At 71.8% G+C, this 20,927-nt stretch carries 17 protein-coding genes; 14 read left to right on the plus strand and 3 right to left on the minus strand.

Annotation, left to right across the window (positions count from 1 at the left end):
* Positions 1-16 precede the first annotated feature (16 nt).
* A complete protein-coding gene (locus HCC61_RS09055) occupies positions 17-1,057 on the minus strand; it encodes an Rv2578c family radical SAM protein (RefSeq protein WP_169134785.1) in 1,041 nt (346 codons plus the stop codon).
* 156 nt (positions 1,058-1,213) lie between these two features.
* On the opposite strand from HCC61_RS09055, the gene HCC61_RS09060 reads away from it, so the two are divergent.
* From HCC61_RS09060 to HCC61_RS09090, 7 genes are all read left to right on the plus strand, one after another.
* Positions 1,214-1,660: an SRPBCC family protein gene (locus HCC61_RS09060; protein ID WP_169134786.1), complete on the plus strand. Its 447-nt coding sequence runs from the start codon at positions 1,214-1,216 to the stop codon at positions 1,658-1,660.
* Between the two features lie 308 nt (positions 1,661-1,968).
* A complete protein-coding gene (locus HCC61_RS09065; protein WP_169134787.1) occupies positions 1,969-4,566 on the plus strand; it encodes an MFS transporter in 2,598 nt (865 codons plus the stop codon).
* Positions 4,567-4,864: 298 nt separating this feature from the next.
* Positions 4,865-5,698 (plus strand): M55 family metallopeptidase, encoded by an 834-nt coding sequence (locus HCC61_RS09070; RefSeq protein ID WP_169134788.1) that lies wholly within the window; start codon positions 4,865-4,867, stop codon positions 5,696-5,698.
* Positions 5,691-7,019, plus strand: coding sequence for a M20/M25/M40 family metallo-hydrolase (locus tag HCC61_RS09075; RefSeq protein ID WP_169134789.1), 1,329 nt, complete (start codon positions 5,691-5,693; stop codon positions 7,017-7,019). Before HCC61_RS09070 ends, HCC61_RS09075 begins: the two co-directional genes overlap by 8 nt.
* 125 nt (positions 7,020-7,144) lie before the next feature.
* Positions 7,145-9,172 (plus strand): prolyl oligopeptidase family serine peptidase, encoded by a 2,028-nt coding sequence (locus HCC61_RS09080; RefSeq protein ID WP_169134790.1) that lies wholly within the window; start codon positions 7,145-7,147, stop codon positions 9,170-9,172.
* A complete protein-coding gene (locus HCC61_RS09085; protein ID WP_169134791.1) occupies positions 9,169-10,167 on the plus strand; it encodes an LD-carboxypeptidase in 999 nt (332 codons plus the stop codon). Before HCC61_RS09080 ends, HCC61_RS09085 begins: the two co-directional genes overlap by 4 nt.
* A complete protein-coding gene (locus HCC61_RS09090) occupies positions 10,164-10,703 on the plus strand; it encodes a DinB family protein (protein WP_346777102.1) in 540 nt (179 codons plus the stop codon). Before HCC61_RS09085 ends, HCC61_RS09090 begins: the two co-directional genes overlap by 4 nt.
* A gap of 13 nt (positions 10,704-10,716) precedes the next feature.
* Here HCC61_RS09090 and HCC61_RS09095 read toward each other — a convergent pair whose 3' ends face one another.
* On the minus strand, positions 10,717-11,751 hold the full coding sequence (locus HCC61_RS09095; RefSeq protein ID WP_169134792.1) for an aminoglycoside phosphotransferase family protein: 1,035 nt from the start codon (positions 11,749-11,751) through the stop codon (positions 10,717-10,719).
* 14 nt (positions 11,752-11,765) lie between these two features.
* Between HCC61_RS09095 and HCC61_RS09100 the strand changes: the two genes are divergently transcribed.
* The 7 genes from HCC61_RS09100 (at position 11,766) to HCC61_RS09130 (ending at position 20,297) form a co-directional block, all read left to right on the plus strand.
* A complete protein-coding gene (locus tag HCC61_RS09100) occupies positions 11,766-12,410 on the plus strand; it encodes a 4'-phosphopantetheinyl transferase superfamily protein (protein WP_169134793.1) in 645 nt (214 codons plus the stop codon).
* A gap of 368 nt (positions 12,411-12,778) precedes the next feature.
* Entirely contained in the window at positions 12,779-14,932 is a 2,154-nt protein-coding gene (locus HCC61_RS09105) for a DUF5107 domain-containing protein (protein WP_169135205.1), read from the plus strand.
* 262 nt (positions 14,933-15,194) lie between these two features.
* Positions 15,195-15,956, plus strand: coding sequence for a DeoR/GlpR family DNA-binding transcription regulator (locus tag HCC61_RS09110; RefSeq protein WP_169134794.1), 762 nt, complete (start codon positions 15,195-15,197; stop codon positions 15,954-15,956).
* A 111-nt stretch (positions 15,957-16,067) separates the two neighbouring features.
* On the plus strand, positions 16,068-17,429 hold the full coding sequence (locus HCC61_RS09115; protein ID WP_169134795.1) for a sugar ABC transporter substrate-binding protein: 1,362 nt from the start codon (positions 16,068-16,070) through the stop codon (positions 17,427-17,429).
* On the plus strand, positions 17,426-18,394 hold the full coding sequence (locus HCC61_RS09120; protein WP_169134796.1) for a sugar ABC transporter permease: 969 nt from the start codon (positions 17,426-17,428) through the stop codon (positions 18,392-18,394). The genes HCC61_RS09115 and HCC61_RS09120 overlap by 4 nt, the downstream gene beginning before the upstream one ends.
* Entirely contained in the window at positions 18,391-19,311 is a 921-nt protein-coding gene (locus tag HCC61_RS09125; RefSeq protein ID WP_169134797.1) for a carbohydrate ABC transporter permease, read from the plus strand. Before HCC61_RS09120 ends, HCC61_RS09125 begins: the two co-directional genes overlap by 4 nt.
* The gene (locus tag HCC61_RS09130) at positions 19,308-20,297 is read left to right on the plus strand and encodes a zinc-dependent alcohol dehydrogenase family protein (protein ID WP_169134798.1); all 990 of its coding nucleotides are present in this window, start codon (positions 19,308-19,310) and stop codon (positions 20,295-20,297) included. Before HCC61_RS09125 ends, HCC61_RS09130 begins: the two co-directional genes overlap by 4 nt.
* Before the next feature lie 260 nt (positions 20,298-20,557).
* Here HCC61_RS09130 and HCC61_RS09135 read toward each other — a convergent pair whose 3' ends face one another.
* Entirely contained in the window at positions 20,558-20,914 is a 357-nt protein-coding gene (locus tag HCC61_RS09135; protein ID WP_169134799.1) for a VOC family protein, read from the minus strand.
* Positions 20,915-20,927 lie beyond the last annotated feature (13 nt).

Genomic DNA, 20,927 nt, shown 5'->3' on the forward strand with positions numbered 1-20,927 from the left:
GCCTGCCGAACCGCCGCTAAAGCAGCGTCAGTTGCGTGCAGTCCGGGGTCTCGCGCTCCCGCCCGGGCGTCCTGTCGGGGTGGACGTCGACGCGGCGGTGGGTGCCCGGGGAGGTGGGCCCGATGCCGTACTCGGCGGCGAGTTCGTGGACCTGGCGGGTTATGCGGCGCTGGTACCACTTCGGGGCGTAGGCGCCGTCCGCGTACAGCCCCTCGTAGTGCCGCACCAGGTTCGGGTGGTGCTTCGCGAGCCACTGCATGTACCACTCGCGGGCGCCGGGCCGCAGATGCAGCGCCAGTGGCGTCACGGAGGTGGCCCCGGCGGCGGCTATCGCCCGCACCGTGGTGCGCAGCCGGTCGGGCGAGTCGCTGAGGAAGGGAATGACGGGAGCCATCAGCACCCCGCACGGGATGCCCTGGCTGCTGAGCGTCCGTACGACGTCGAGGCGGCGCTCGGGAGCCGGGGTGCCCGGTTCGACGGTGCGCCACAGCTCCTCGTCGGTGAAGCCGACGGAGACCGAGATGCCGACGTCCGTGACGGCCGAGGCGGAGCGCAGCAGGTCGAGGTCGCGCAGGATGAGCGTCCCCTTGGTGAGGATCGAGAAGGGGTTGGCGTAGTCGCGCAGCGCGGTGAGGATGCCCGGCATCAACCGATAACGTCCTTCCGCCCTTTGGTAGCAGTCGACGTTGGTGCCCATCGCGATGTGCTGGCCCTGCCAGCGGCTCGATCCGAGTTCGCGGCGCAGCAGTTCGGGTGCGTTGACCTTCACGACGATCTGCGAGTCGAACCCCGCGCCCGTGTCGAGGTCGAGATAGCGGTGCGTGCCGCGGGCGAAGCAGTACACGCAAGCGTGCGAGCAACCCCGGTACGGGTTGACCGTCCATTCGAACGGCATGCGGGACGCCCCCGGCACGCGGTTCACGATCGACCGGGCGCGCACCTCGTGGAACGTGATCCCGGCGAATTCGGGGGTGTTGAAGGTGCGTGTCACCACGTCGGTGCCGAAGAGGGCGGGATTCACCGCCGACCCGTCGCCGCTCAGGTTCTCCCAGCGCATGGACCCTCCTCGTGCCTCGTGCTGTTCGTACGCAGAGAATAGAACATCTGTTCCCAAGCCCGCTGTCAAGCCGATTTGGGCCCGGGTCCGCGGGGTGATTGGGTTGGCTGGCGCCTGCTGGGGCGCGACGGACGTGCGATGAGCAGGAGGAGCAAAATGGCGCAGGTCGAGGCGACGACCCATCGCGAGATCGCGGCGGAGCCCGGGGCGGTGCGCCGCGCGCTCGCCGACTACGGCGAGACCCGGCCGAAGCTGCTGCCGGCCCACTACAGCGAGTACGAGGTGCGCGAGGGCTGCGAAGGCGCCGGCACCGTCGTGCACTGGAAGCTCCAGGCCACCAGCAAGCGGGTCCGCGACTGCCTGATCGACGTCACGGAGCCGGCCGAGGGTGAAGTGGTCGAGAGCGACCGCAACTCCACGATGGTCACGACCTGGAAGGTCGCTCCCGGCGCCGCGGAGGGTTCGTCGCGCGTGACGGTCCGCACCACCTGGCAGGGTGCGGGCGGCATCGGGGGGTTCTTCGAGCGGACCTTCGCGCCCAAGGGGCTGGCACGCATCCACGACGAGGTGCTCGCGAAGCTCGCGGCCGAGACGGAGAAGTAGCCGCCGGGGGGCGGGCGGAGGCGGACACGGGCGGGTCTCGCGCGCCGGCCGCCCCAGGCCGCTATCGGGGCCGTACGGCCGCTCACCGGATCGAGTGGTTTTCGCGACGGTCAGGCGGGCGAGCCCCGGCACCCGTCCCGCCCCTTCCGGTCCCGAAAGCCGCAGTTGAGGGCCCGAAAGACGCCCAGGGCAACGGACTTGAGGCTCCACGTGCTCAACTTCCCCGCTCGGTGTCTGACTTGATCGCCCTTGTCACGTAATGCGAGAAAAGCTCCCCGAGAGCGAGCGGACGCGACCAGGGGAGTGCGATGAGCGGTACGGCTCTGGGGCGTCCCGGTGCTTCCCCTGGGCCTGGCGGCCCGGGCGGTACCCCTACGCCGGCGTTCGTCGAAGTGAGCCTGGAGGTTCCGGCGCCGCCCGACGTGGCTCCGGGGGCCGCACCGGGGATGGGAACCCGTTCCGCGTTCTCACCGGACACCCAGCCTCCGCCCGCTTCGGAGTCCGGGCTCCCCTCCGGGCCCGCGGCGCCGTCCGGGCGCGCACCGGGACACGAGCCGGCGGCGCCGCGGCCCGGCAGCCCCGCCGGGCTCAGCCCCCGCCGAGTGCGCCTGGTCTTCCTCGGCCTGATGCTCGCGCTGCTGCTGGCCGCGCTCGAACAGACCATCGTCGCCACGGCGTTGCCCAAGATCGTCGGTGAACTGCACGGCCTGGACCGGATGTCGTGGGCCGTGACCTCCTACCTCCTCGCCGCCACCGTCGGCCTGCCCGTCTACGGGAAGCTCGGCGACCTCTTCGGCCGCAAGGGGATCTTCCTCTTCGCGATCGCCGTCTTCGTCGCGGGCTCCGCCCTCGCGGGCTGGTCGCGCACCATGACCGAACTGATCGCCTACCGGGCCATCCAGGGCGCGGGCGCCGGCGGGCTCATGATCGGCGTGCAGGCGATCATCGCGGACGTCGTGCCGCCACGTGCCCGCGGCCGCTACATGGGCCTGATCGGCGCCGCGTTCGGGCTCGCGTCGGTGGCGGGCCCGCTGCTGGGCGGCTGGTTCACCGACGAGCTGTCCTGGCGGTGGTGCTTCTACTTCAACGTCCCCCTCGGCCTGGTCACGCTGCTCGTCACCGCGTTCGTGCTCGAACTGCCCCGCCCGCGCGGGCGTCCGAAGCTGGACGTGCTCGGCACGCTGCTGCTCGCCGCGTTCTCCACCTGCCTGGTGCTGCTGACGAGCTGGGGCGGCACGGAGTACGACTGGGACGACACGGTGATCCTCGGGCTCGCGGCCGGCGGCGCGCTGAGCGTGGTGCTCTTCATCGCCGTCGAGCACTCCGCGAGCGAGCCGGTGCTGCCGCTGCGCCTCTTCCGCGACTCCGTCTTCAACGTCACGGGGGCGGTCGGAGTGGCCGTCGGCGTCGCGCTGTTCGGAGCGGCGAGCTATCTGCCGGGCTTCCTTCAGATGGTCGACGGGGTGACCGCGACCGAGTCGGGCCTGCTGATGCTGCCCATGATGGGCGGGGTCGTGCTCTCCTCCACCGTCTCCGGCCAACTGATCTCCCGTACGGGGCGCTACCGGATCTACCCGGTGCTGGGCTGCGCGCTCTCCGCCGTCGGCATGTGGCTGCTGTCGCGGCTGGAGACCGGCACGTCGCGCACGGACTACAGCATCTGGATGGCCGTGCTCGGGCTGGGCATCGGGCTGGTGCTGCCGGTGCTGGTGCTGGCCGTGCAGAACTCCGTGCCGCTCGCCGACCTCGGCGTCGCGACCAGCGCCAACAACTACTTCCGGCAGATCGGCGGCAGCGTGGGTGCCGCCGTCTTCGGCACGGTCTTCGTACGTCGGCTCACCGACGAGCTCGCGCGGCGGCTGCCCCACGACGCGCCGCGAGGGCTCCCCGACCCCTCGTCGCTGACCCCGCAGACGGTGCACCGGCTGCCCGGCCCGCTGCGGGAGATCTATGTGCAGGCCTACGCCGACGCGATGCCGCGGATCTTCCTCTATCTGGTCCCGGTGCTCGTACTCGGGCTGCTGTTCGCCTTCTTCCTCAAGGAGAAACCGCTCGTGACCGAGAACGCCCCCGTGCCCGAGGCACGCACGCCCGCGCAAGCACCCGCCGCCGCACCCGGGGCTCCCTCCTCAAGTGCCGCGCACGGCACGGGAGTTCCCGTCTGCGGAAGCGTGCGCCACCAGGACGGCAGCACCGTGCCGCGTGCGGCCCTCACCCTCATCGACACCTCGGGAAAGCAGGTCGGCCGGGGCGGCACGGGCGACGACGGGCGGTACGCGCTGAGCACGCCCGCGACCGGTTCGTACGTACTGATCGCGGCGGCCGGCGGCCATCAGCCGCAGGCCGTGAGCGTCACCGTGGGGGAGCGCCCCGTCGAGCTGGACGTCGTGCTCGGCGGTGCGGGACGGCTCGCGGGATGCGTCCTCACCCCGGACGGACAGCCCGTGCGCGAGGCGTCGGTGACCCTCACCGACGTACGGGGCGAGGTCGTGGCCGCCACCCGCAGCGGCGCGGAGGGCGGTTATGCGCTGGACGGACTCGTGGACGGCGAGTACACGCTCGCCGCGAGCGCGCCCGCGTACCGGCCCGCCGCCGTGCCCGTGGCCGTGCGTTCGGCTCGGGAGACGCGGCAGGACATCGAGCTCGCGGGCGGCGCGATGCTGCGCGGCACCGTAAGGGCGAGCGGCGGCAGGCCCGTGGAGGACGCCCGCGTGACGCTGCTGGACGCGGCGGGCAACGTCGTGGACACGGCGACCACCCGCGCCGACGGCGTCTTCCGCTTCGTCGACTTGGCCGCCGGCGAATACACCGTGATCGCGGCCGGCTATCCGCCGGTGGCGACGGTGCTGCACATCGCGGGCGGCGGGCGTACGGAGCACGATCTGCAACTGGGGCACGAGAGCTGACCGGGGCCGGGCCGGGACGTACCGGCGCCTACGCCCGCGGCCGGTATGAAAGCGTCCCGCCCGGTGCTCCGCTCGCGGTGCCTCGCGGCACGGGAGGCGCGGCCGGAGCGGGAGGCGCGGACGTTGCGGGACCGCGTCCGTCCGTGGGGGCAAGCGTGTCGCGAACGCCCCGCGAGGACCCTTCGTGGCCGGTGAAACGCCTGTTCAGCGCGGGGCGGTGGGGGCGGTCAGTGGTAGAGACCACGGGAGTTATCCACAGGGGTGTCACGGGGTTTGCGCACCGCGTAACGTTCCGGCCATGAAGATCCTCATCAGCGCCGACATGGAAGGCGCCACCGGCGTGACCTGGCCCGCGGACGTGCTGCCGGGCACTCCCCAATGGGAGCGCTGCCGCCCGATGTTCACCTCGGACGTCAACGCCGCGGTGACCGGCTTCTTCGAGGGCGGCGCCGATGAGGTCCTCATCAACGAGGCGCACTGGACCATGCGCAATCTCCTGCTCGAGCAGCTCGACGACCGGGCGCAGATGCTCACCGGCCGGCACAAGTCGCTGAGCATGGTCGAGGGCGTGCAGCACGGAGACGTGGACGGCATCGCCTTCGTCGGTTACCACACGGGCGCGGGGGAGGAGGGCGTCCTGGCGCACACCTACCTCGCCAACTCCATCACCGGAGTCTGGGTCGACGGGGCGCGCGCGAGCGAGGGCCTGCTCAACGCCCTCGTCGTCGAGGAGTACGGAGTGCCGGTCGTGCTCGTGACGGGCGACGACCGCACCGTCGAGGACGCGAAGGGCTATGCGCCGGACGCCTTCGCGGTCGCCGTCAAGGACTACGTCTCGCGGTACGCGGCGGTGTGCCGCACTCCGGGCCGCACGGCCGCGGACATCAGGGCCGCCGCCCGCAAGGCCACCGCCCTCTCCGTGCGGTCGAGTCCGTCACAGCCTCAGGAGCACACGGTGGAGCTGGAGTTCGACGCGGAGCATCTGGTGGGCGCCGCGAGCGTGGTGCCCGGCGTGGAGCGCACCGGGGAGCGCCGCGTCTCGTACACCTCCCCGGGCATGTATGAGGGGATCCGTACGTTCAAGGCGGTCACGACGGTCGTATCGGCCGCGGTGGAGGAGCAGTATGGCTGAGCACATCGACCCGGCGGCGCTGGATGAGGCGGTGACTTTCACCTCCGAGCTGATCCGCATCGACACCACGAACCGCGGTGGGGGAGAGGGCTCGGAGCGTGCCGCCGCCGAGTACGTGGCCGAGCGTCTGGCGGGCGCGGGCGTCGAGCCTCAGCTGCTGGAGAAGGCGCCGGGGCGGACGAACGTGGTGGCGAGGGTGCCGGGCAGCGAGCCCGGAGCGGACGCGCTGCTGGTGCACGGCCATCTGGACGTGGTGCCCGCCGAGCCCGCGGACTGGAGCGTCCACCCGTTCTCGGGCGAGATCCGCGACGGGGTGGTCTGGGGCCGCGGCGCCATCGACATGAAGAACGCCGACGCGATGGTGCTGGCGCTCGTGCGCGCGTGGGCGCGTGCCGGCGTCCGCCCGCGCCGCGACATCGTGCTGGCCTTCACGGCGGACGAGGAGGACAGCGCGGACTACGGCTCGGAGTTCCTTGCCGAGCGCCATCCCGAGCTGTTCGAGGGCTGCACGGAGGGCATCAGCGAATCGGGCGCCTTCACCTTCCACGCGGGAGAAGGGCTGCGGCTGTATCCCGTCGCGGCGGGGGAGCGCGGCACGGCCTGGCTGAAGCTCACCGCTCACGGCAAGGCCGGGCACGGCTCGAAGGTCAGCCGGGCGAACGCCGTGAGCAGGCTCGCGGCGGCCGTCGCCCGCATCGGAGAGTACGAATGGCCGCAGCGGCTCACGCCGACGGTGCGCGCGGCCCTCAAAGGACTGGCCGCGGTGCGCGGCCTGCCCGAGCCGGACGTGGACGCCCCCGGCTTCGAAGCCGACAAGCTCCTCGCCGAACTCGGCCCGGCCGCCGCCCTGGTGGAGCCCACCGTGCGCAACAGCTCCAACCCGACGATGCTCAGCGCCGGTTACAAGGTCAACGTCATCCCGGGCAGCGCGACGGCCTTCGTCGACGGCCGGATGCTGCCCGGCGGCGAGGAGGAGTTCCACGAGACCCTGGACCGGCTCACCGGACCCGATGTGGACTGGGAGTTCCACCATCGGGAGGTCCCGCTCGAAGCCCCGGTGGACTCGCGGGCGTTCGCCGTGATGCAGGAGGCCCTGGAGCACTTCGACCCCGAGGCCCATGTGGTGCCGTTCTGCATGTCGGGCGGGACGGACGCCAAGCAGTTCTCCCGGCTGGGCATCAGGGGATATGGCTTCACGCCGCTGAAACTGCCCGAAGGCTTCGACTACCAGGCGCTGTTCCACGGCGTCGACGAGCGCGTGCCCGTCGACGCCCTGCACTTCGGCACCCGCGTCCTGGACCGCACCCTGCTCGCCCTCTGACCACCGGCTCCCGCGACCACCCCGTACCAGGCGATCCGACCAGCAGACGCCGGACACCTCGCACCCGCCGCATGCCGCGGTCGGGGTGCGGGCGGTCCCGAACCCCCCACGGAGGCACCCAGCACATGGCCAAGACCACGGCTCCTTACGGCAGTTGGCCTTCTCCCGTCGATGCCGCGCTCGTCGCGTCGCACGACGGGAAGCCCGAGTACCTCGGCTCAGTCGGGGAGGAGATCTGGTGGACGGAGCCCCGCCCCGCCGAGGGCGGACGCCGTGCCCTGATGCGGCTGCCCGCAGGGGGCGACGGAGAGGCCGAGTCGGTGCTGCCCGCCCCGTGGAACGTGCGGAACAGGGTCATCGAGTACGGCGGGCTGCCGTGGGCCGGCACACCGCGCGCAGAGGGCGGGCCGCTGATCGTCTTCACCCACTTCGCGGACCAGCGGCTGTACGCCTACGAGCCGGACGCGCCGGGGCAGGGCCCGCGGCCCCTCACACCCGTCGCGGAGGTCATCGCGGGCGGGCTGCGCTGGTGCGACCCGGTCATCGTGCCGGACGGCCCAGCCGGACCCGAAGTGTGGTGTGTGCTGGAGGAGTTCACCGGTGAGGCGCCGACGGATCTGCGGCGGGTCCTCGCGGCCGTGCCGCTGGACGGCTCCGCGGCCGAGGACGGCACGCGCGTGCGTGAACTGACCGACGACGCACGGCGCTTCGTGACGGGGCCGCGGCTCTCGCCGGGCGGTCGCCGGGCGGCGTGGCTGGCCTGGGACCACCCGGCCATGCCCTGGGACGGTACGCAGGTGATGACGGCCCGGGTCACCGCCGCCGGCGGGTTCGAGGACGTACATGCCGTGGCGGGCGGGCCGGAGGAGTCCGTGGCGCAGGTCGAATGGGCCCCCGACGGGAGCCTGTTGCTGTGCACCGACGCGAGCGGCTGGTGGAATCTGCGCCGCCTCCACCTGGAAGCGTCCGCCTCCGGGAGCGACGGCAGCAGCGAACTGTGCCCGCGTGAGGAGGAGTTCGCGGCCGGGCTGTGGCGCATCGGGCAGAAGTGGTTCCAGCCGCTGGAGGGCGGGCTGATCGCCGTGCTGCACGGTCGGGGGTCCATGCGGCTGGGCGTGCTCGACCCGGAGACCGGTGAACTCGCCGACGCCACCGGGCCGTGGACGGAGTGGTCGGGCGTGGCCGCCGTCGGCAGCCGGGTCTTCGGCGTCGCCGCCGGGCCGCACAGCTCCCACGAGATCGTCGAGGTCGACACCCGCACGGGCCACAGCAGAGTCGTCGCCGCGCACCACAAGGACGCGGTCGACCCCGCCTTCTATCCGCAGCCCCTCGCACGGACCTTCACCGGGCCCGACGGCAGGGACGTCCACGCCCAGGTCTATCCGCCGCACCATCCCGGATATGAGGCGCCTGAGGGCGAGTTGCCGCCGTACGCGGTGTGGGTGCACGGCGGGCCCACGAGCCGGGCACCGCTCGTGCTCGACCTGGAGATCGCCTACTTCACCTCACGCGGCATAGGCGTCGTCGAGGTGAACTACGGCGGCTCCACGGGGTACGGGCGCGCCTACCGCAACCGGCTGCGCGAGCAGTGGGGCGTGGTGGACGTCGAGGACTGTGCCGCCGTCGCACGGCAGTTGGCGGCGGAAGGCGAGGCCGACCCCCGGCGGCTGGCCGTCCGCGGCGGCAGCGCCGGGGGCTGGACGAGCGCCGCCTCCCTCACCTCGCCCGCCGCCGAGGGCCTCTACGCCTGCGGCACGATCAGCTACCCGATCCTCGACCTGACGGGCTGGGCCACCGACGAGACCCACGACTTCGAATCGCGGTATCTGGAGTCGCTCGTCGGCCCGCTGGAGCGCGTCCCCGACCGCTACCGCGAGCGTTCGCCCCTGCACCGGGCGGACCGGATCACGGCGCCCTTCCTGCTGTTGCAGGGCCTCGACGACGTGATCTGCCCGCCCGCGCAGTGCGAGCGCTTCGTGGCCCATATCGACGGCAGGGGAATCCCGTACGCCTATCTCACCTTCGCGGGCGAGGGGCACGGTTTCCGCCGCGCCGAGACGATCATCCGCGCCGTCGAGGCCGAACTCTCCCTGTACGCACAGACCTTCGGCATCGACCGCGACGACGTACCGCAACTGGAGCTGAACCGATGAGCACCGACGCCCCCGCCTCCGCCCCGGCTTCCGCCTCCGCACCTGCCTCGGGACCGGCACCCGCCCCCACCGCTCTGACCAGGCCGCGACGGCTGAGCCGCGGCGACCGCGTCGGGCTGGTCGCACCCAGCGGTCCCGTACCGCCGGAGCGACTGGAGGCGGGCTTGGCGATCCTCCGCGAGTGGGGCCTGGAGCCCGTCGTCGGACGGCACGTACTGGAGCCACACCCGTCCATGCGCCACCTCGCCAGTGCCGACGAGCACCGGGCCCGCGACCTGGAGGAGGCCTGGTGCGACCCGTCGCTCGCGGCCGTCGTCTCGGCCCGGGGCGGCTACGGCGCACAGCGCGTGCTGGACCTGCTCGACTGGGAGCGGATGCGGGCGGCCGGCCCGAAGGTCTTCGTCGGCTACAGCGACCTCACCGTGCTGCACGAGGCGCTGGCGCAGCGTCTCCGACTGGCCACGCTGCACGGCCCGATGCCGACCACGGCCTCCTTCGTGGAGGACGAGGCGACACGTGACCATCTGCGCCGGACCCTCTTCGAGCCGGAGACCGTCCTGAGCATCGGCCCCGTCGCCGGCTCCCGCACGCTCGTCCCCGGCCGGGCCCACGGCATCACCCTCGGCGGGAACCTCTCGCTGCTCGCCGCGGAGCGCGGCACCCCGTACGCCCGTCCGTCCGCGGCCGGCGCCGTCGTGCTCCTGGAGGACATAGACCAGCCGCCCTACAGCCTGGACCGGCTGCTGACGCAGCTGCTGCGCTCGGGCTGGTTCGACGGCGCCGCGGGCATCGCGCTGGGCTCCTGGACGGAGTGCGGGGACCCCGAGGAGGTCGGTGTGGTGTTGCGCGAGCGGCTCGAACCGCTGGGCGTGCCGCTGGTGGACGGCCTCGGCTTCGGCCACGGCCCGTCGACGCCCACGCTTCCGCTCGGGGTGCCCGCCGTACTGGACGCCGACGCCCGCACACTCACCTACGACGAACCGGGACTGCTGTGACCGCCATCGAAGCCTCCATCCCACCGCTGCCGCCGGGCGAGCCGGACCCTTCAGTCGCGGATCCGCACGCGCTGTTGCGCGGTTATCTCGACTACTACCGAGACACCCTGCTGCGGAAGATCGACGGCCTCTCCGAGGAGGAGCTGCGGGGCAGCCGCGTGCCGTCGGGCTGGTCGCCGCTGGAGCTGGTGCGGCATCTGACCTATGTCGAACGGCGCTGGCTGGCCTGGGGGTTCGAGGCGGAGCGGGTCCCCGACCCGTGGGGCGACAGGGGCGGCGACGACCGATGGCGCGTTCCGGACGGGGCGGCGACGGCCGACATCGTCGACGCGTTCCGCGCACAGTGCGACCGCTCCCGCGAGATCGTCCGCGAGGCGCGTCTCGACGCGCACGCGAGGCTGGGCGGCCGGTTCCCCACGGAGGACGAGGCGCCGTCGCTGGCGTGGATCCTCTTCCACCTGCTCCAGGAGTACGCCCGGCACGTGGGACAGCTCGATGTGGCACGGGAGCTGGCGGACGGCGCGACGGGGGAGTGACGCGGCCCGCGCCTCATAGCCCGGCCACGCCGGCCAGGACCCGCACCTGCCCCGACATCCGTACGGCCTCGGACAGATCGCCGCTCCCGTCGAGGCACCACAGCAGGAACTCGACGTGGCGTGCGACGGCCCAGGTGCGCAAGTGGGCCACGTCCACACCGAGTTCGCCGGCCACGAGGGAGGTACGCCGGGCCAGCACCCGCTGGGGTTCGGGAAGGGCGAACGGATCGTCGATCTGCTGGATCAGCGGCCAGGGATCGAAGGCCGGATCCCCGTACATCGGCTTCGTGTCGATCGCCAGCCACGGCTCGCGCTCGGCGGCCAGCAGGTTCCCGGGGTTGAAGTCGCCGTGGAGGACGGTCTTCCGGCCCGCGCCGAGCGGCAGTTCGCGCAGCAGCTCCGCCCCGTGCGCGAGGAGGCCGGTGTCCGCAGCGGCGGGCCAGTCGTAGCGTGCCGTGCGTTCCTCGGCACGGTTCGCCCAGTCGGCCGCCACCGCCGAGAGGTGCTCCAGGGACGGCGGCCGGGGAGCACCCTCCGTATCCGGCCCGGTGTCCGGCCCAACCTCCGCCCCCGTGTCGGTCGCGGTGTCGGTCGCAGCTTCCGTCGCGGTGTCCGGCCCCGCCTCCCACAGCTGGCGCAGCACTCGCGCGCCGATCAACAGCCGTTCCTCGGCAGGGAGTTCGCGGGCGGCGCGCAGCTCGGTGCCGGGTTCGCAGCGCTCCAGCAGCAGGGCGTACCGGTCCGGATCGTGCTCGTACACCCGCACGGCACCGTGGCCCGCCCATAGCTTCAGCACTGCGCCCTCGGGCCGTGCCTCACGGTGCGGCCATGTCACCTTCAGCACCGCGCGGGTGCCGTCGGCACGGAGCGCGGGCGCGACCCACGAGCAGCTGCCGCCGTGGTAGGGCGCGCCGAGCCGCAGCTGCCAGCGTTCGCTGAACTCCTCGATGAGCGAGGGCAGTTGCTCCAGCCACTCTCGTCCGTCCCGGGTGCGCCGCATGTCCTTGAGCACGGGGAGCGTGGGCGGGAAGAGGGAGGGGCCGGTCACGGTACGTTCGTACCATGCCCGTCGGCTCCGAAGCGCCCGAGATTCTCCTGCTGCGGGTGTCCGAGCACGCCGCCCGTGCCGCCCTGGAGGCGGGGTGCCTCTCCGAGGAGGAACGGGAGCGGGTGGCGGTCTTCAGACGCCGGGAGGATCGCGACCGCTACCGGGTCGCCCACACCGCGCTGCGCCACGAGCTCGCCCGCCGCCTCGGCACCGTGCCCGCCGGCGTGCCCCTGGTGCGCGGCGACTGCCCGCTGTGCGGAGGTCCCCACGGCAGACCGGGAGTCGCGGGCGACCCGCTGCACTTCTCGCTCTCGCACGCGGGAGACGTGGTGCTGCTCGCGTTCGCCGGTGCGCCCGTCGGCGTCGACGCCGAGCGCGAGCCTGGGCTCTCCGTCGTCGCAGAGGTGTCCGGCTCCCTGCATCCGCGGGAGCGGGACGAACTCGCCGCCCTGCCCGGGGAGCGGCGGCCCGGCGCGTTCGCCCGCTGCTGGACCCGTAAGGAGGCGTACGTGAAAGGCACCGGCACGGAATTCGGGGCGGAACCGTCGGTCACCTATGTCGGCACCGGCGGCCTGCCCGCCTCGGCGCCGGGCTGGAGGATCGGCGACATCGCCGCACCCGGCGGATACGCCGCCGCATGGGCCCTCCGGCTCGATTGACTTGCGGCTCTGACTGACTTGCGGCACGCGTCACTTGGGGCTCGCGCCCGCGCCACTTGCGGCCCGCGTGCTTTCGGCACGCACCCCTTGCGGCACGCGTGGCTTCGGTCCCGCCCGGCGTGGGGCCCACGCGACCTCGGGCCCGCATCAGCCGGGCCGCCCCTGCCACGTCTCGCCCGGACCGCCACGGCTCCGCCGGGCACCGCGCCACGGGGCCGCCCCCGAACCCCGGCCCCCGTTCCCCGGCCCCCTTCCCGCTCCCCTGACCCCGTCCCCCCGCACTGTTCAACGCCTCCCACAGCGTGTTCCATGGTCGACGAGGGGCTACCGGTGAGGCGGCGGCGCCCGTGGAGGGGATCGAGGTAGCCGTGCCGACGACGCTGCGACGTACCACGCTGCACCTGCCCGTCGCCGATGTCGGCCCCGAGAATCCGCTGCCCGCGCTGGCGCCCCTCGACGAGATGCACACGGTCGACGAGCGGGAGCGGGCGGCGCTGCCGCCGGACATGGCCCGCCAGGTCGGCTATGCGCCCCTGCGGTCCGTGCTGCCCGTCCGCGTCCTCGACGGCTATACGCGGCGGCGCGCCCTCGCACCGCTGGAGGCCCTCGTCCTGGAGAACGACCGGCTGCGCGCGACCGTGCTGCCCGGTCTGGGCGGCCGGATCCACTCCCTCCATCACAAGCCGACGGGCCGTGAACTCCTCTACACCAACCCGGTGTTGCAGCCGGCGGACTTCGCGCTGAACGGCGCCTGGTACTCCGGCGGCATCGAGTGGAACATCGGCGCGACCGGCCACACCACGCTCTCCGTGGCGCCGCTGCACGCCGCCCGCGTGCCCGCTCCCGACGGCTGGGGACCCCAACCGGCGGGCGCCGGGGGAGAGATGCTGCGGCTGTGGGAGTGGGAGCGGCTGCGGGACACCCCCTTCCAGGTCGATCTGTGGCTGCCCGACGGCTCCGACTTCCTCTACGTCGGCGCCCGTATCCGCAATCCGCACGACCGGACGGTCCCCGTCTACTGGTGGTCCAACATCGCCGTGCCGGAGGAGGAGGGCACCCGCGTCCTCGTACCGGCCGACGAGACCTGGTACTTCGCCTACGAGCGCCGGCTGCGCCGCATCCCCGTGCCCGAGTGGGACGGCGTGGACCGCACCTATGCGCTGCGCAGCGAGTTCCCCGCCGACTACTTCTACGAGATTCCGCGCGAGGAGCGGAAGTGGATCGCCTCCCTCGACGAGCGGGGCACGGGTCTCGTTCAGACGTCGACCGGCCTGCTGAGCGGCCGGAAGCTCTTCGTGTGGGGCCACGGCCCCGGAGGGCGGCGCTGGCAGGAGTGGCTGACCGAGCCAGGCACCGGCGGCTACGCCGAGATCCAGGCGGGGCTGGCGCGTACGCAGCTCGAACACGTTCCGCTCGACGCCGGGCGGGAGTTCGCGTGGCTGGAGGCCTACGGGCCGCTGTCCGCCGACCCGGCCGTGGTGCACGGCGACGACTGGGCGGCCGCCCGCGAGCACACGGCCGCACGGCTGGAAGAGACCCTGCCCGCAGCAGACGTGGACGCCGCGTTCGCCGCCTGGCGCCCGTACGCGGACACGGAGCCGGACACCGAACCGGACCCCCGTGCGGACCGGCTGCTCGCCGTCGGGTCCGGCTGGGGAGCGCTCGAAGTCGCCCGCGGCGGCTACGAGTTGCCCGGTACCCCCTTCCCGGCGGAGACGATGGGCGAGCAGCAGCGGCCCTGGATGGAGCTGCTGACGAGCGGGCGCCTCCTCGACGACGCCCCGCCCGGCACCCCGCCCGCACAAGCCGTCGCGTCCGCGCCGGACGCCGCATCCCCGCCCCCGCCCGAGCCCTCCACCACACCCCCGCCCGATTCCGCCGCCGCGCCCGCGTCCCCGTCCGCGCCCGCCTCCCCGCCCGTCTCCGCCTCGCCGTCCCCGCCCGGCCCCTCGCTGGTCTCCGACGCCTGGCGCGACCAGCTGGAGTGCGCACCCTCGGGCCCGCTCACCGACTACCACCTCGGCGTCGCCCAGTGGCACGCCGGTGACCGCGCACAGGCCGTACGCAGCTGGGAACGCTCGGCCGCGGCCGTGCCCACCGCCTGGTCCCTGCGCTGCCTCGCCTTCGCCGACGCCTACGACGCCGCCACCGGACCGCATCCCGAACGGGCAGCCGACCGCTATCTGGCCGCCCTGGACCTGGCCTCCGCCGGCGGGGCTCCCGCGCTCGCCGCGCTCGTACGCGAGGCCGTGCCCGTGCTGCTCGCCGACGGGCGCACGGACGGCGCGGCGGGAGCCCTGGACCGGCTGCCCCCCGAGTACCGCGACCGCGGGCGTTTCCAACTCCTGCGCGCGCAGACGCTGTTGGCGCGCGGCGAGAGGGATGCGGCGCGGGCGCTCTTCGACTCGGGCTTCGACGTGGACGATCTGCGCGAGGGCGACGAGGTGCTCGGCGAGGTCTGGGCGGCGCTGAGCGAGGAGCCGCTGCCCGCTCGGTACGACTTCCGGATGCGGCCCGCCTGACGAGCCGGGCCCGTAACGGGCAGCGGAGCCGCTGAAACAGACATCGCCGGACGGGGAACGGACCGTTCCGCGCAGGGCACAGCGCCCCATGCACGCCGGTAAACGGGCAGTTACGGTCACGATCTCGTCTGTACTTGGCCTGGTCCCGGTGTTCGAGGGGCTGTACAACTCTCCACACGGGCCCGAACGGGCAGTTCCATGACCGTACGGAGCGGACGAGCCGTGCGGAGAACCCAGGGAACGCAAGGAAGGAGCGCAGTACATGAGCGCGGAGGAACGTCAGCGGGAGATCGTCGGGGCGGCCCGGCGAAGCGGATCCGTGGACGTCGCCGAGCTCGCCGCCGAGCTGGGCGTGGCCAAGGAGACGGTCCGCCGTGATCTGCGCGTACTGGAGTCTCACGGGCTGCTGCGCCGCACCCACGGCGGTGCGTACCCCGTGGAGAGCGCCGGTTTCGAGACGACTCTCGCCTTCCGCACCACCATGCACGTGCCGGAGAAGCGCCGCATCGCCGCAGCCGCGGTCGAACACCTCGGTGAGGCGGAGACGGTCTTCATCGACGAGGGCTTCACACCGCAGCTCATCGCCGAAGGCCTGCCGCGCGACCGACCGCTGACCGTGGTGACCGCCTCGCTGGCCGCGGCGGGCGCGCTCGCCACGGCCGAGGAGATCAGCGTGCTGCTGCTCGGCGGGCGTGTGCGCGGGGGAACGCTGGCAACCGTCGATCACTGGACGACGAAGATGCTCTCGGGCTTCGTCATCGATCTGGCGTTCATCGGCGCCAACGGGATCTCGCGCGAGCACGGCCTGACCACTCCCGATCCGGCCGTCAGCGAGGTCAAGGCGCAGGCGCTGCGCGCGGCACGGCGGCGGATCTTCGCGGGCATGCACACGAAGTTCGGCGCGGTGAGTTTCTGCAAGTTCGCGGAGGTCGGCGATTTCGAGACGATCGTCACCTCCACCGGTCTGCCCGCCTCCGAGGCCCATCGATATTCGCTGCGCGGACCTCAGGTGATCAGGGCTTGACGGCCCGTATCCGCCCCGGTGCCCGAGACCTTCCCGGCCCGGCCGCATACCGGACACGCGCGTCCGGCACCCGCTTCGCCCCCTTATGACCCAAAGACCAGGAGACCGTTCATGCGCACCCGCAGCCGCCAAAGGACACGCGCAGTCATAGGCGTCGCCACGGCCAACGTGCTGCTGGCCGCCTGCGCCGGCGCCGGAAGCCTCGCCACCGGCGGCGACACCATCAATGTGCTGATGGTGAACAACCCGCAGATGGTCGAGTTGCAGAAGCTCACGGCCAAGCACTTCACGAAGAAGACCGGCATCAAGGTCCGGTTCACGGCGCTGCCGGAGAACGACGTCCGCGACAAGATCAGTCAGGACTTCGCCAACCAGGCCGGCCAGTACGACGTCGCGACCATCAGCAACTACGAGACGCCGATCTATGCCAAGAACGAGTGGCTCAAGCCCCTCGACGGCTATCTGAAGAAGGACGCGGACTTCGACCAGAAGGACATCCTTCCCCCGATCCGGGAGTCCCTGAAGGGCGAGGACGGCAAGACGTACGCCGAGCCCTTCTACGGCGAGTCCTCCTTCCTGATGTACCGCAAGGACGTCTTCGCCAAGAAGGGCCTGAAGATGCCCGCGAAGCCGACCTGGCCGCAGGTCGCGAAGCTCGCCGCGAAGGCCGACGGCGCGCAGAAGGGCATGAGCGGCATCTGCCTGCGCGCACTGCCCGGCTGGGGCGAGATGATGGCCCCGCTCACCACGGTCGTGAACACCTTCGGCGGCACCTGGTTCGACAAGAACTACAAGGCGAAGCTGACGGACCCCGGCTTCGCCAAGGCCGTGAAGTTCTACATCGACCTGGTGCGCAAGCACGGCGAGTCCGGCGCCACCCAGTCCGGTTTCGCCGAGTGCCTCAACAACATGACCCAGGGCAAGTCCGCCATGTGGTACGACGCCACCTCCGGCGCCGGTTCCCTCGAAGCCGCCAAGTCCCCCGTCAAGGGCAAGATCGGCTACGCGCCGGCGCCGACGGTGAAGACCAAGTCCTCCGGCTGGCTCTACAGCTGGGCCTGGGGCCTTCAGAAGGCCTCCCGCAACCAGGACAAGGCGTGGAAGTTCATCAAGTGGGCCTCCAGCAAGGAGTACGAGCGGCTGGTCGGCAAGGAGTTCGGCTGGGCCAACGTCCCGGCGGGCAAGCGCGCTTCGACCTACGACATCCCGGAGTACGAGAAGACCGCCGGCGCCTTCGGCGAGCCCACCCGGGAGTCCATCACGCAGGCCAAGCCGAACGATCCGGGCGTGCAGCAACGGCCCACCATCGGCATCCAGTTCGTGGACATCCCCGAGTTCTCCGACCTCGGCACCAAGGTCTCCCAGGAACTCAGCGCGGCCGTCGCCGGACGCCAGTCCGTCGAGACGGCCCTGAAGAAGTCGCAGCAGCTGGCCGCAGAGATCTCCGAGGAGTACGAGGGACGAGGGCGATGACCGACACCACTACAACCACGACCACTCCGCCCGGCGCACCCACGGACGGAACTCCACCCACCGCACCCGCGGGCACGCCGCCCGCCGGGCTCCGCGCCTGGGTCACCCGCGCACCGCTGCTGCCCGCGCTGGTCTTCCTGATCATCGTGACCCAGCTGCCGATGGTGGCGACGCTGGTGATCTCCGTATTCGACTGGAACGCGCTGTACCCGGAGGCCCGCACCTTCGCCGGGCTCGAGAACTACGCGGAGGTGCTGGGCGATCCGGAGCTGCGCAAGTCCGTGTTCACCACGATCCTCCTGACCGTCACCGTCGTGCTGGTCAGCCTCGTGCTGGGCATGCTCCTCGCGCTGCTCCTCGACCGGCGCTTCAAGGGACGCGGGGCGGTGCGCACCATGCTCATCGCACCGTTCCTGCTGGTGCCCGTCGCCGCGGCCCTGCTGTGGAAGCACGTGCTCTACAACCCGGAGTACGGCCTCTTCAACGGCGTACTGCACTGGATACTCGGCGACGGCGCCGCACAGCCCGACTGGGTCGCCGAGATGCCGCTCGGCGCCGTGGAGGCCTCCCTGGTGTGGCAGTGGACGCCGTTCATGATGCTGATCCTGCTCGCCGGGCTCCAGAGCCGTCCCATGGACGCCGTCGAGGCCGCCTGGATCGACGGGGCGAGCTCGTGGCAGGTCTTCCGCTTCATCACGCTGCCGCATCTGCGCCGCTATCTGGAGCTGGGGGCGCTGCTCGGCACCGTCTACATCGTGCAGAACTTCGACGCCGTCTTCACCATCACCTCGGGCGGGCTCGGCACCGCCAACCTGCCGTACACGATCTACCAGACCTTCTACCAGGGCCACGAGTACGGGCTGGCCTCCGCCGCCGGCGTGCTGGTCGTGATCGGCTCCATCATCATCGCCACCCTCGCGCTGCGGGTGGTCTCGTCCCTGTTCCGTGAGGAGGCCCGGTCATGAGCGCCGCCACGCACGCCCCTGCCGGCACGCCGTCGTCCCCGTCCTCGTCCCCTTCGGCGTCCCGCAAGTCCGCCGTGGACACCGCGCCGAAGAAGGTGCGCAGGAGGAACGCCGGACTGGGCCTGATCGCCTGGCTCGTGGGCATCGTCTTCGTGCTGCCCGTGCTGTGGATGGCGCTGACCTCGCTGCACACCGAGGCCGACGCCGCCACCAACCCGCCGTCCCTGGCCGCGCCGCTGACCCTGGACGGCTACCGCGAGTTCTTCGGCGCCGGGGGAGGGCCCAGCCCCTGGTTCTCGCTGGCCAACTCCCTGACGGCGTCGGTCGTCTCCACCCTGTTCGTGCTGCTGCTGTCGCTGCCCGCCGCGTACGCGCTGTCCATCCGGCCCGTGAAGAAGTGGACCGACGTCCTGTTCTTCTTCCTCTCCACGAAGATGCTCCCGGTCGTGGCGGGCCTGCTGCCGATCTACCTGTTCGCCAAGAGCTCCGGCATGCTGGACAACATCTGGCTGCTCGTCATCCTCTACACGTCGATGAACCTGCCGATCGCCGTGTGGATGATGCAGTCCTTCCTCGCGGAGATCCCCGTGGCGCTCATCGAGGCGGCACAGATCGACGGCGCACGTCTGCCCGCGATCCTCACCCGCGTCGTCGCCCCGATCGCCATGCCCGGCATCGCCGCGACCTCGCTGATCTGTTTCATCTTCAGCTGGAACGAGATGCTCTTCGCCCGAGTTCTGACGGGAGTCATCGCGCAGACGGCGCCCGTGTTCCTCACCGGTTTCATCACCAGTCAGGGCCTGTTCCTGGCGAAGGTGTGCGCGGCGTCGCTCGTGATCTCCCTGCCGGTGCTCGCGGCAGGGTTCGCCGCCCAGGACAAGCTGGTCCAGGGCCTGTCTCTAGGAGCCGTGAAATGAAGGCAGCTCTCGTCGAGTCCGTGGGCAAGGTCGGACTCACCACCGTGCCCGATCCGACGCCCGGCCCGCGCCAGGTCGTCGTGAAGGTTGCGGCGTGCGGGCTGTGCGGCACCGATCTGCACATCAGGCAGGGCGAGTTCGCTCCGTCGCTGCCGCTCGTCCCCGGCCACGAGTTCGCCGGCGAAGTCGTCGGCACCGGCGCCGAGGTGACGGAACTGGCCGTCGGCGACCGCGTGGCCGTCGACCCCTCTCTGTACTGCTACGAGTGCCGCTTCTGCCGTACGGGCCACAACAACCTGTGCGAGCGGTGGGCGGCGATCGGCGTCACCACCGCGGGCGGCGCCGCCGAGTACGCCGTGGCGCCCGTCGCCAACTGCGTACGGCTGCCCGAGAACGTACGCACGCAGGACGCGGCACTCATCGAACCGCTCTCCTGCGCCGTACGCGGCTACGACGTGCTCAAGAGCCAACTCGGCGCGCACATACTGATCTACGGCTCCGGCACCATGGGCCTGATGATGCTGGAGCTGGCCAAGCGGACCGGTGCCGCGAGCGTCGACGTGCTCGACCTCAACGAGGACCGGCTGGCCACGGCCCGGCGCCTGGGATGCTCGGCCGCCGCGGCGAACGCCGACGAACTGGACCGCCCGCAGGGCTGGGACCTCGTCGTCGACGCCACCGGGAACGCCGCTGCGATCCAGGACGGCCTGGGCCGGGTGGCGAAGGCAGGGACGTTCCTCCAGTTCGGCGTCTCCGACTACGCGACGACCGCCACCATCGAGCCGTACAAGATCTACAACCAGGAGATCACCATCACCGGCTCGATGGCCGTGCTGCACAGCTACGAGCGGGCCGCCGAACTCTTCGCGGGCGGCGTGCTGGACCCGGAGATCTTCATCTCCGACCGGCTGCCGCTCGACGAGTACCCCGATGCGCTGGACCGCTTCGCCGCGGGCAAGGGACGGAAGATCGTCGTCGTGCCGTGACGCGGCGCCCGGAGCGAGCCCGGGCCGCCAACCGCCGCCTTTCCGCGGCGAGTTGACGGCCCTCCGCCTCCCGGCACCCGGCAGCGCGAGAGCGGGCCCCGCACGCAACCACATGCGGGGCCCGCTCTTCGTTGAACCCGTTGAACCGATCGCCGGCTTCCGCCTTGGAGGGGAGGACTCGCCCAACTCGGGGGAGCGGATGAGGACTTGCCCAACTCCCAGGAGCAGTACGCGAGTCAGCGGCGGCGCCCGTGGGGCGCCTAGCCCTCCGTCCCCTGCCGGTCGACGTACTCGAAGACGCTGCCGTCGGGGTGGCGTGCGATGACGCTGCGTCCGATCGGGGTCTCCTTCGGGCCCGCGACGATCTGGGCGCCCACCGCCTCCAGATCGGCGACGGCCTCGGTCACGTTCTTCACCGCCAGCGTCGCCGCGATCTTGCGGAGGATCTCCAGATGCTCCGACGGGCCGCTCATCAAGAAGAAGGGCCCCACGGCTGCGACTTCGACCGGTCCTTGGGTGAAGCGCACCGCCTCGGTGCTCGCCAGTCGCTCGTACGCCGGAACCGCAGCGTCCAGATCATCGACGCAGACGCGCAGTGAAGTCCCCAGAATGTCCATGCCCAGAAGCCTA

The sequence above is a fragment of the Streptomyces sp. HNM0575 genome (assembly GCF_012726265.1).
GTDB lineage: Bacteria > Actinomycetota > Actinomycetes > Streptomycetales > Streptomycetaceae > Streptomyces.

Coding starts and splice junctions, on each gene's coding strand:
- HCC61_RS09055 (WP_169134785.1), bottom strand. CDS start 1,057: ATGCGCTGGGAGAACCTGAGCGGCGACGGGTCGGCGGTGAATCCCGCC.
- HCC61_RS09060 (WP_169134786.1), top strand. CDS start 1,214: ATGGCGCAGGTCGAGGCGACGACCCATCGCGAGATCGCGGCGGAGCCC.
- HCC61_RS09065 (WP_169134787.1), top strand. CDS start 1,969: ATGAGCGGTACGGCTCTGGGGCGTCCCGGTGCTTCCCCTGGGCCTGGC.
- HCC61_RS09070 (WP_169134788.1), top strand. CDS start 4,865: ATGAAGATCCTCATCAGCGCCGACATGGAAGGCGCCACCGGCGTGACC.
- HCC61_RS09075 (WP_169134789.1), top strand. CDS start 5,691: ATGGCTGAGCACATCGACCCGGCGGCGCTGGATGAGGCGGTGACTTTC.
- HCC61_RS09080 (WP_169134790.1), top strand. CDS start 7,145: ATGGCCAAGACCACGGCTCCTTACGGCAGTTGGCCTTCTCCCGTCGAT.
- HCC61_RS09085 (WP_169134791.1), top strand. CDS start 9,169: ATGAGCACCGACGCCCCCGCCTCCGCCCCGGCTTCCGCCTCCGCACCT.
- HCC61_RS09100 (WP_169134793.1), top strand. CDS start 11,766: ATGCCCGTCGGCTCCGAAGCGCCCGAGATTCTCCTGCTGCGGGTGTCC.
- HCC61_RS09110 (WP_169134794.1), top strand. CDS start 15,195: ATGAGCGCGGAGGAACGTCAGCGGGAGATCGTCGGGGCGGCCCGGCGA.
- HCC61_RS09115 (WP_169134795.1), top strand. CDS start 16,068: ATGCGCACCCGCAGCCGCCAAAGGACACGCGCAGTCATAGGCGTCGCC.
- HCC61_RS09120 (WP_169134796.1), top strand. CDS start 17,426: ATGACCGACACCACTACAACCACGACCACTCCGCCCGGCGCACCCACG.
- HCC61_RS09125 (WP_169134797.1), top strand. CDS start 18,391: ATGAGCGCCGCCACGCACGCCCCTGCCGGCACGCCGTCGTCCCCGTCC.
- HCC61_RS09130 (WP_169134798.1), top strand. CDS start 19,308: ATGAAGGCAGCTCTCGTCGAGTCCGTGGGCAAGGTCGGACTCACCACC.
- HCC61_RS09135 (WP_169134799.1), bottom strand. CDS start 20,914: ATGGACATTCTGGGGACTTCACTGCGCGTCTGCGTCGATGATCTGGAC.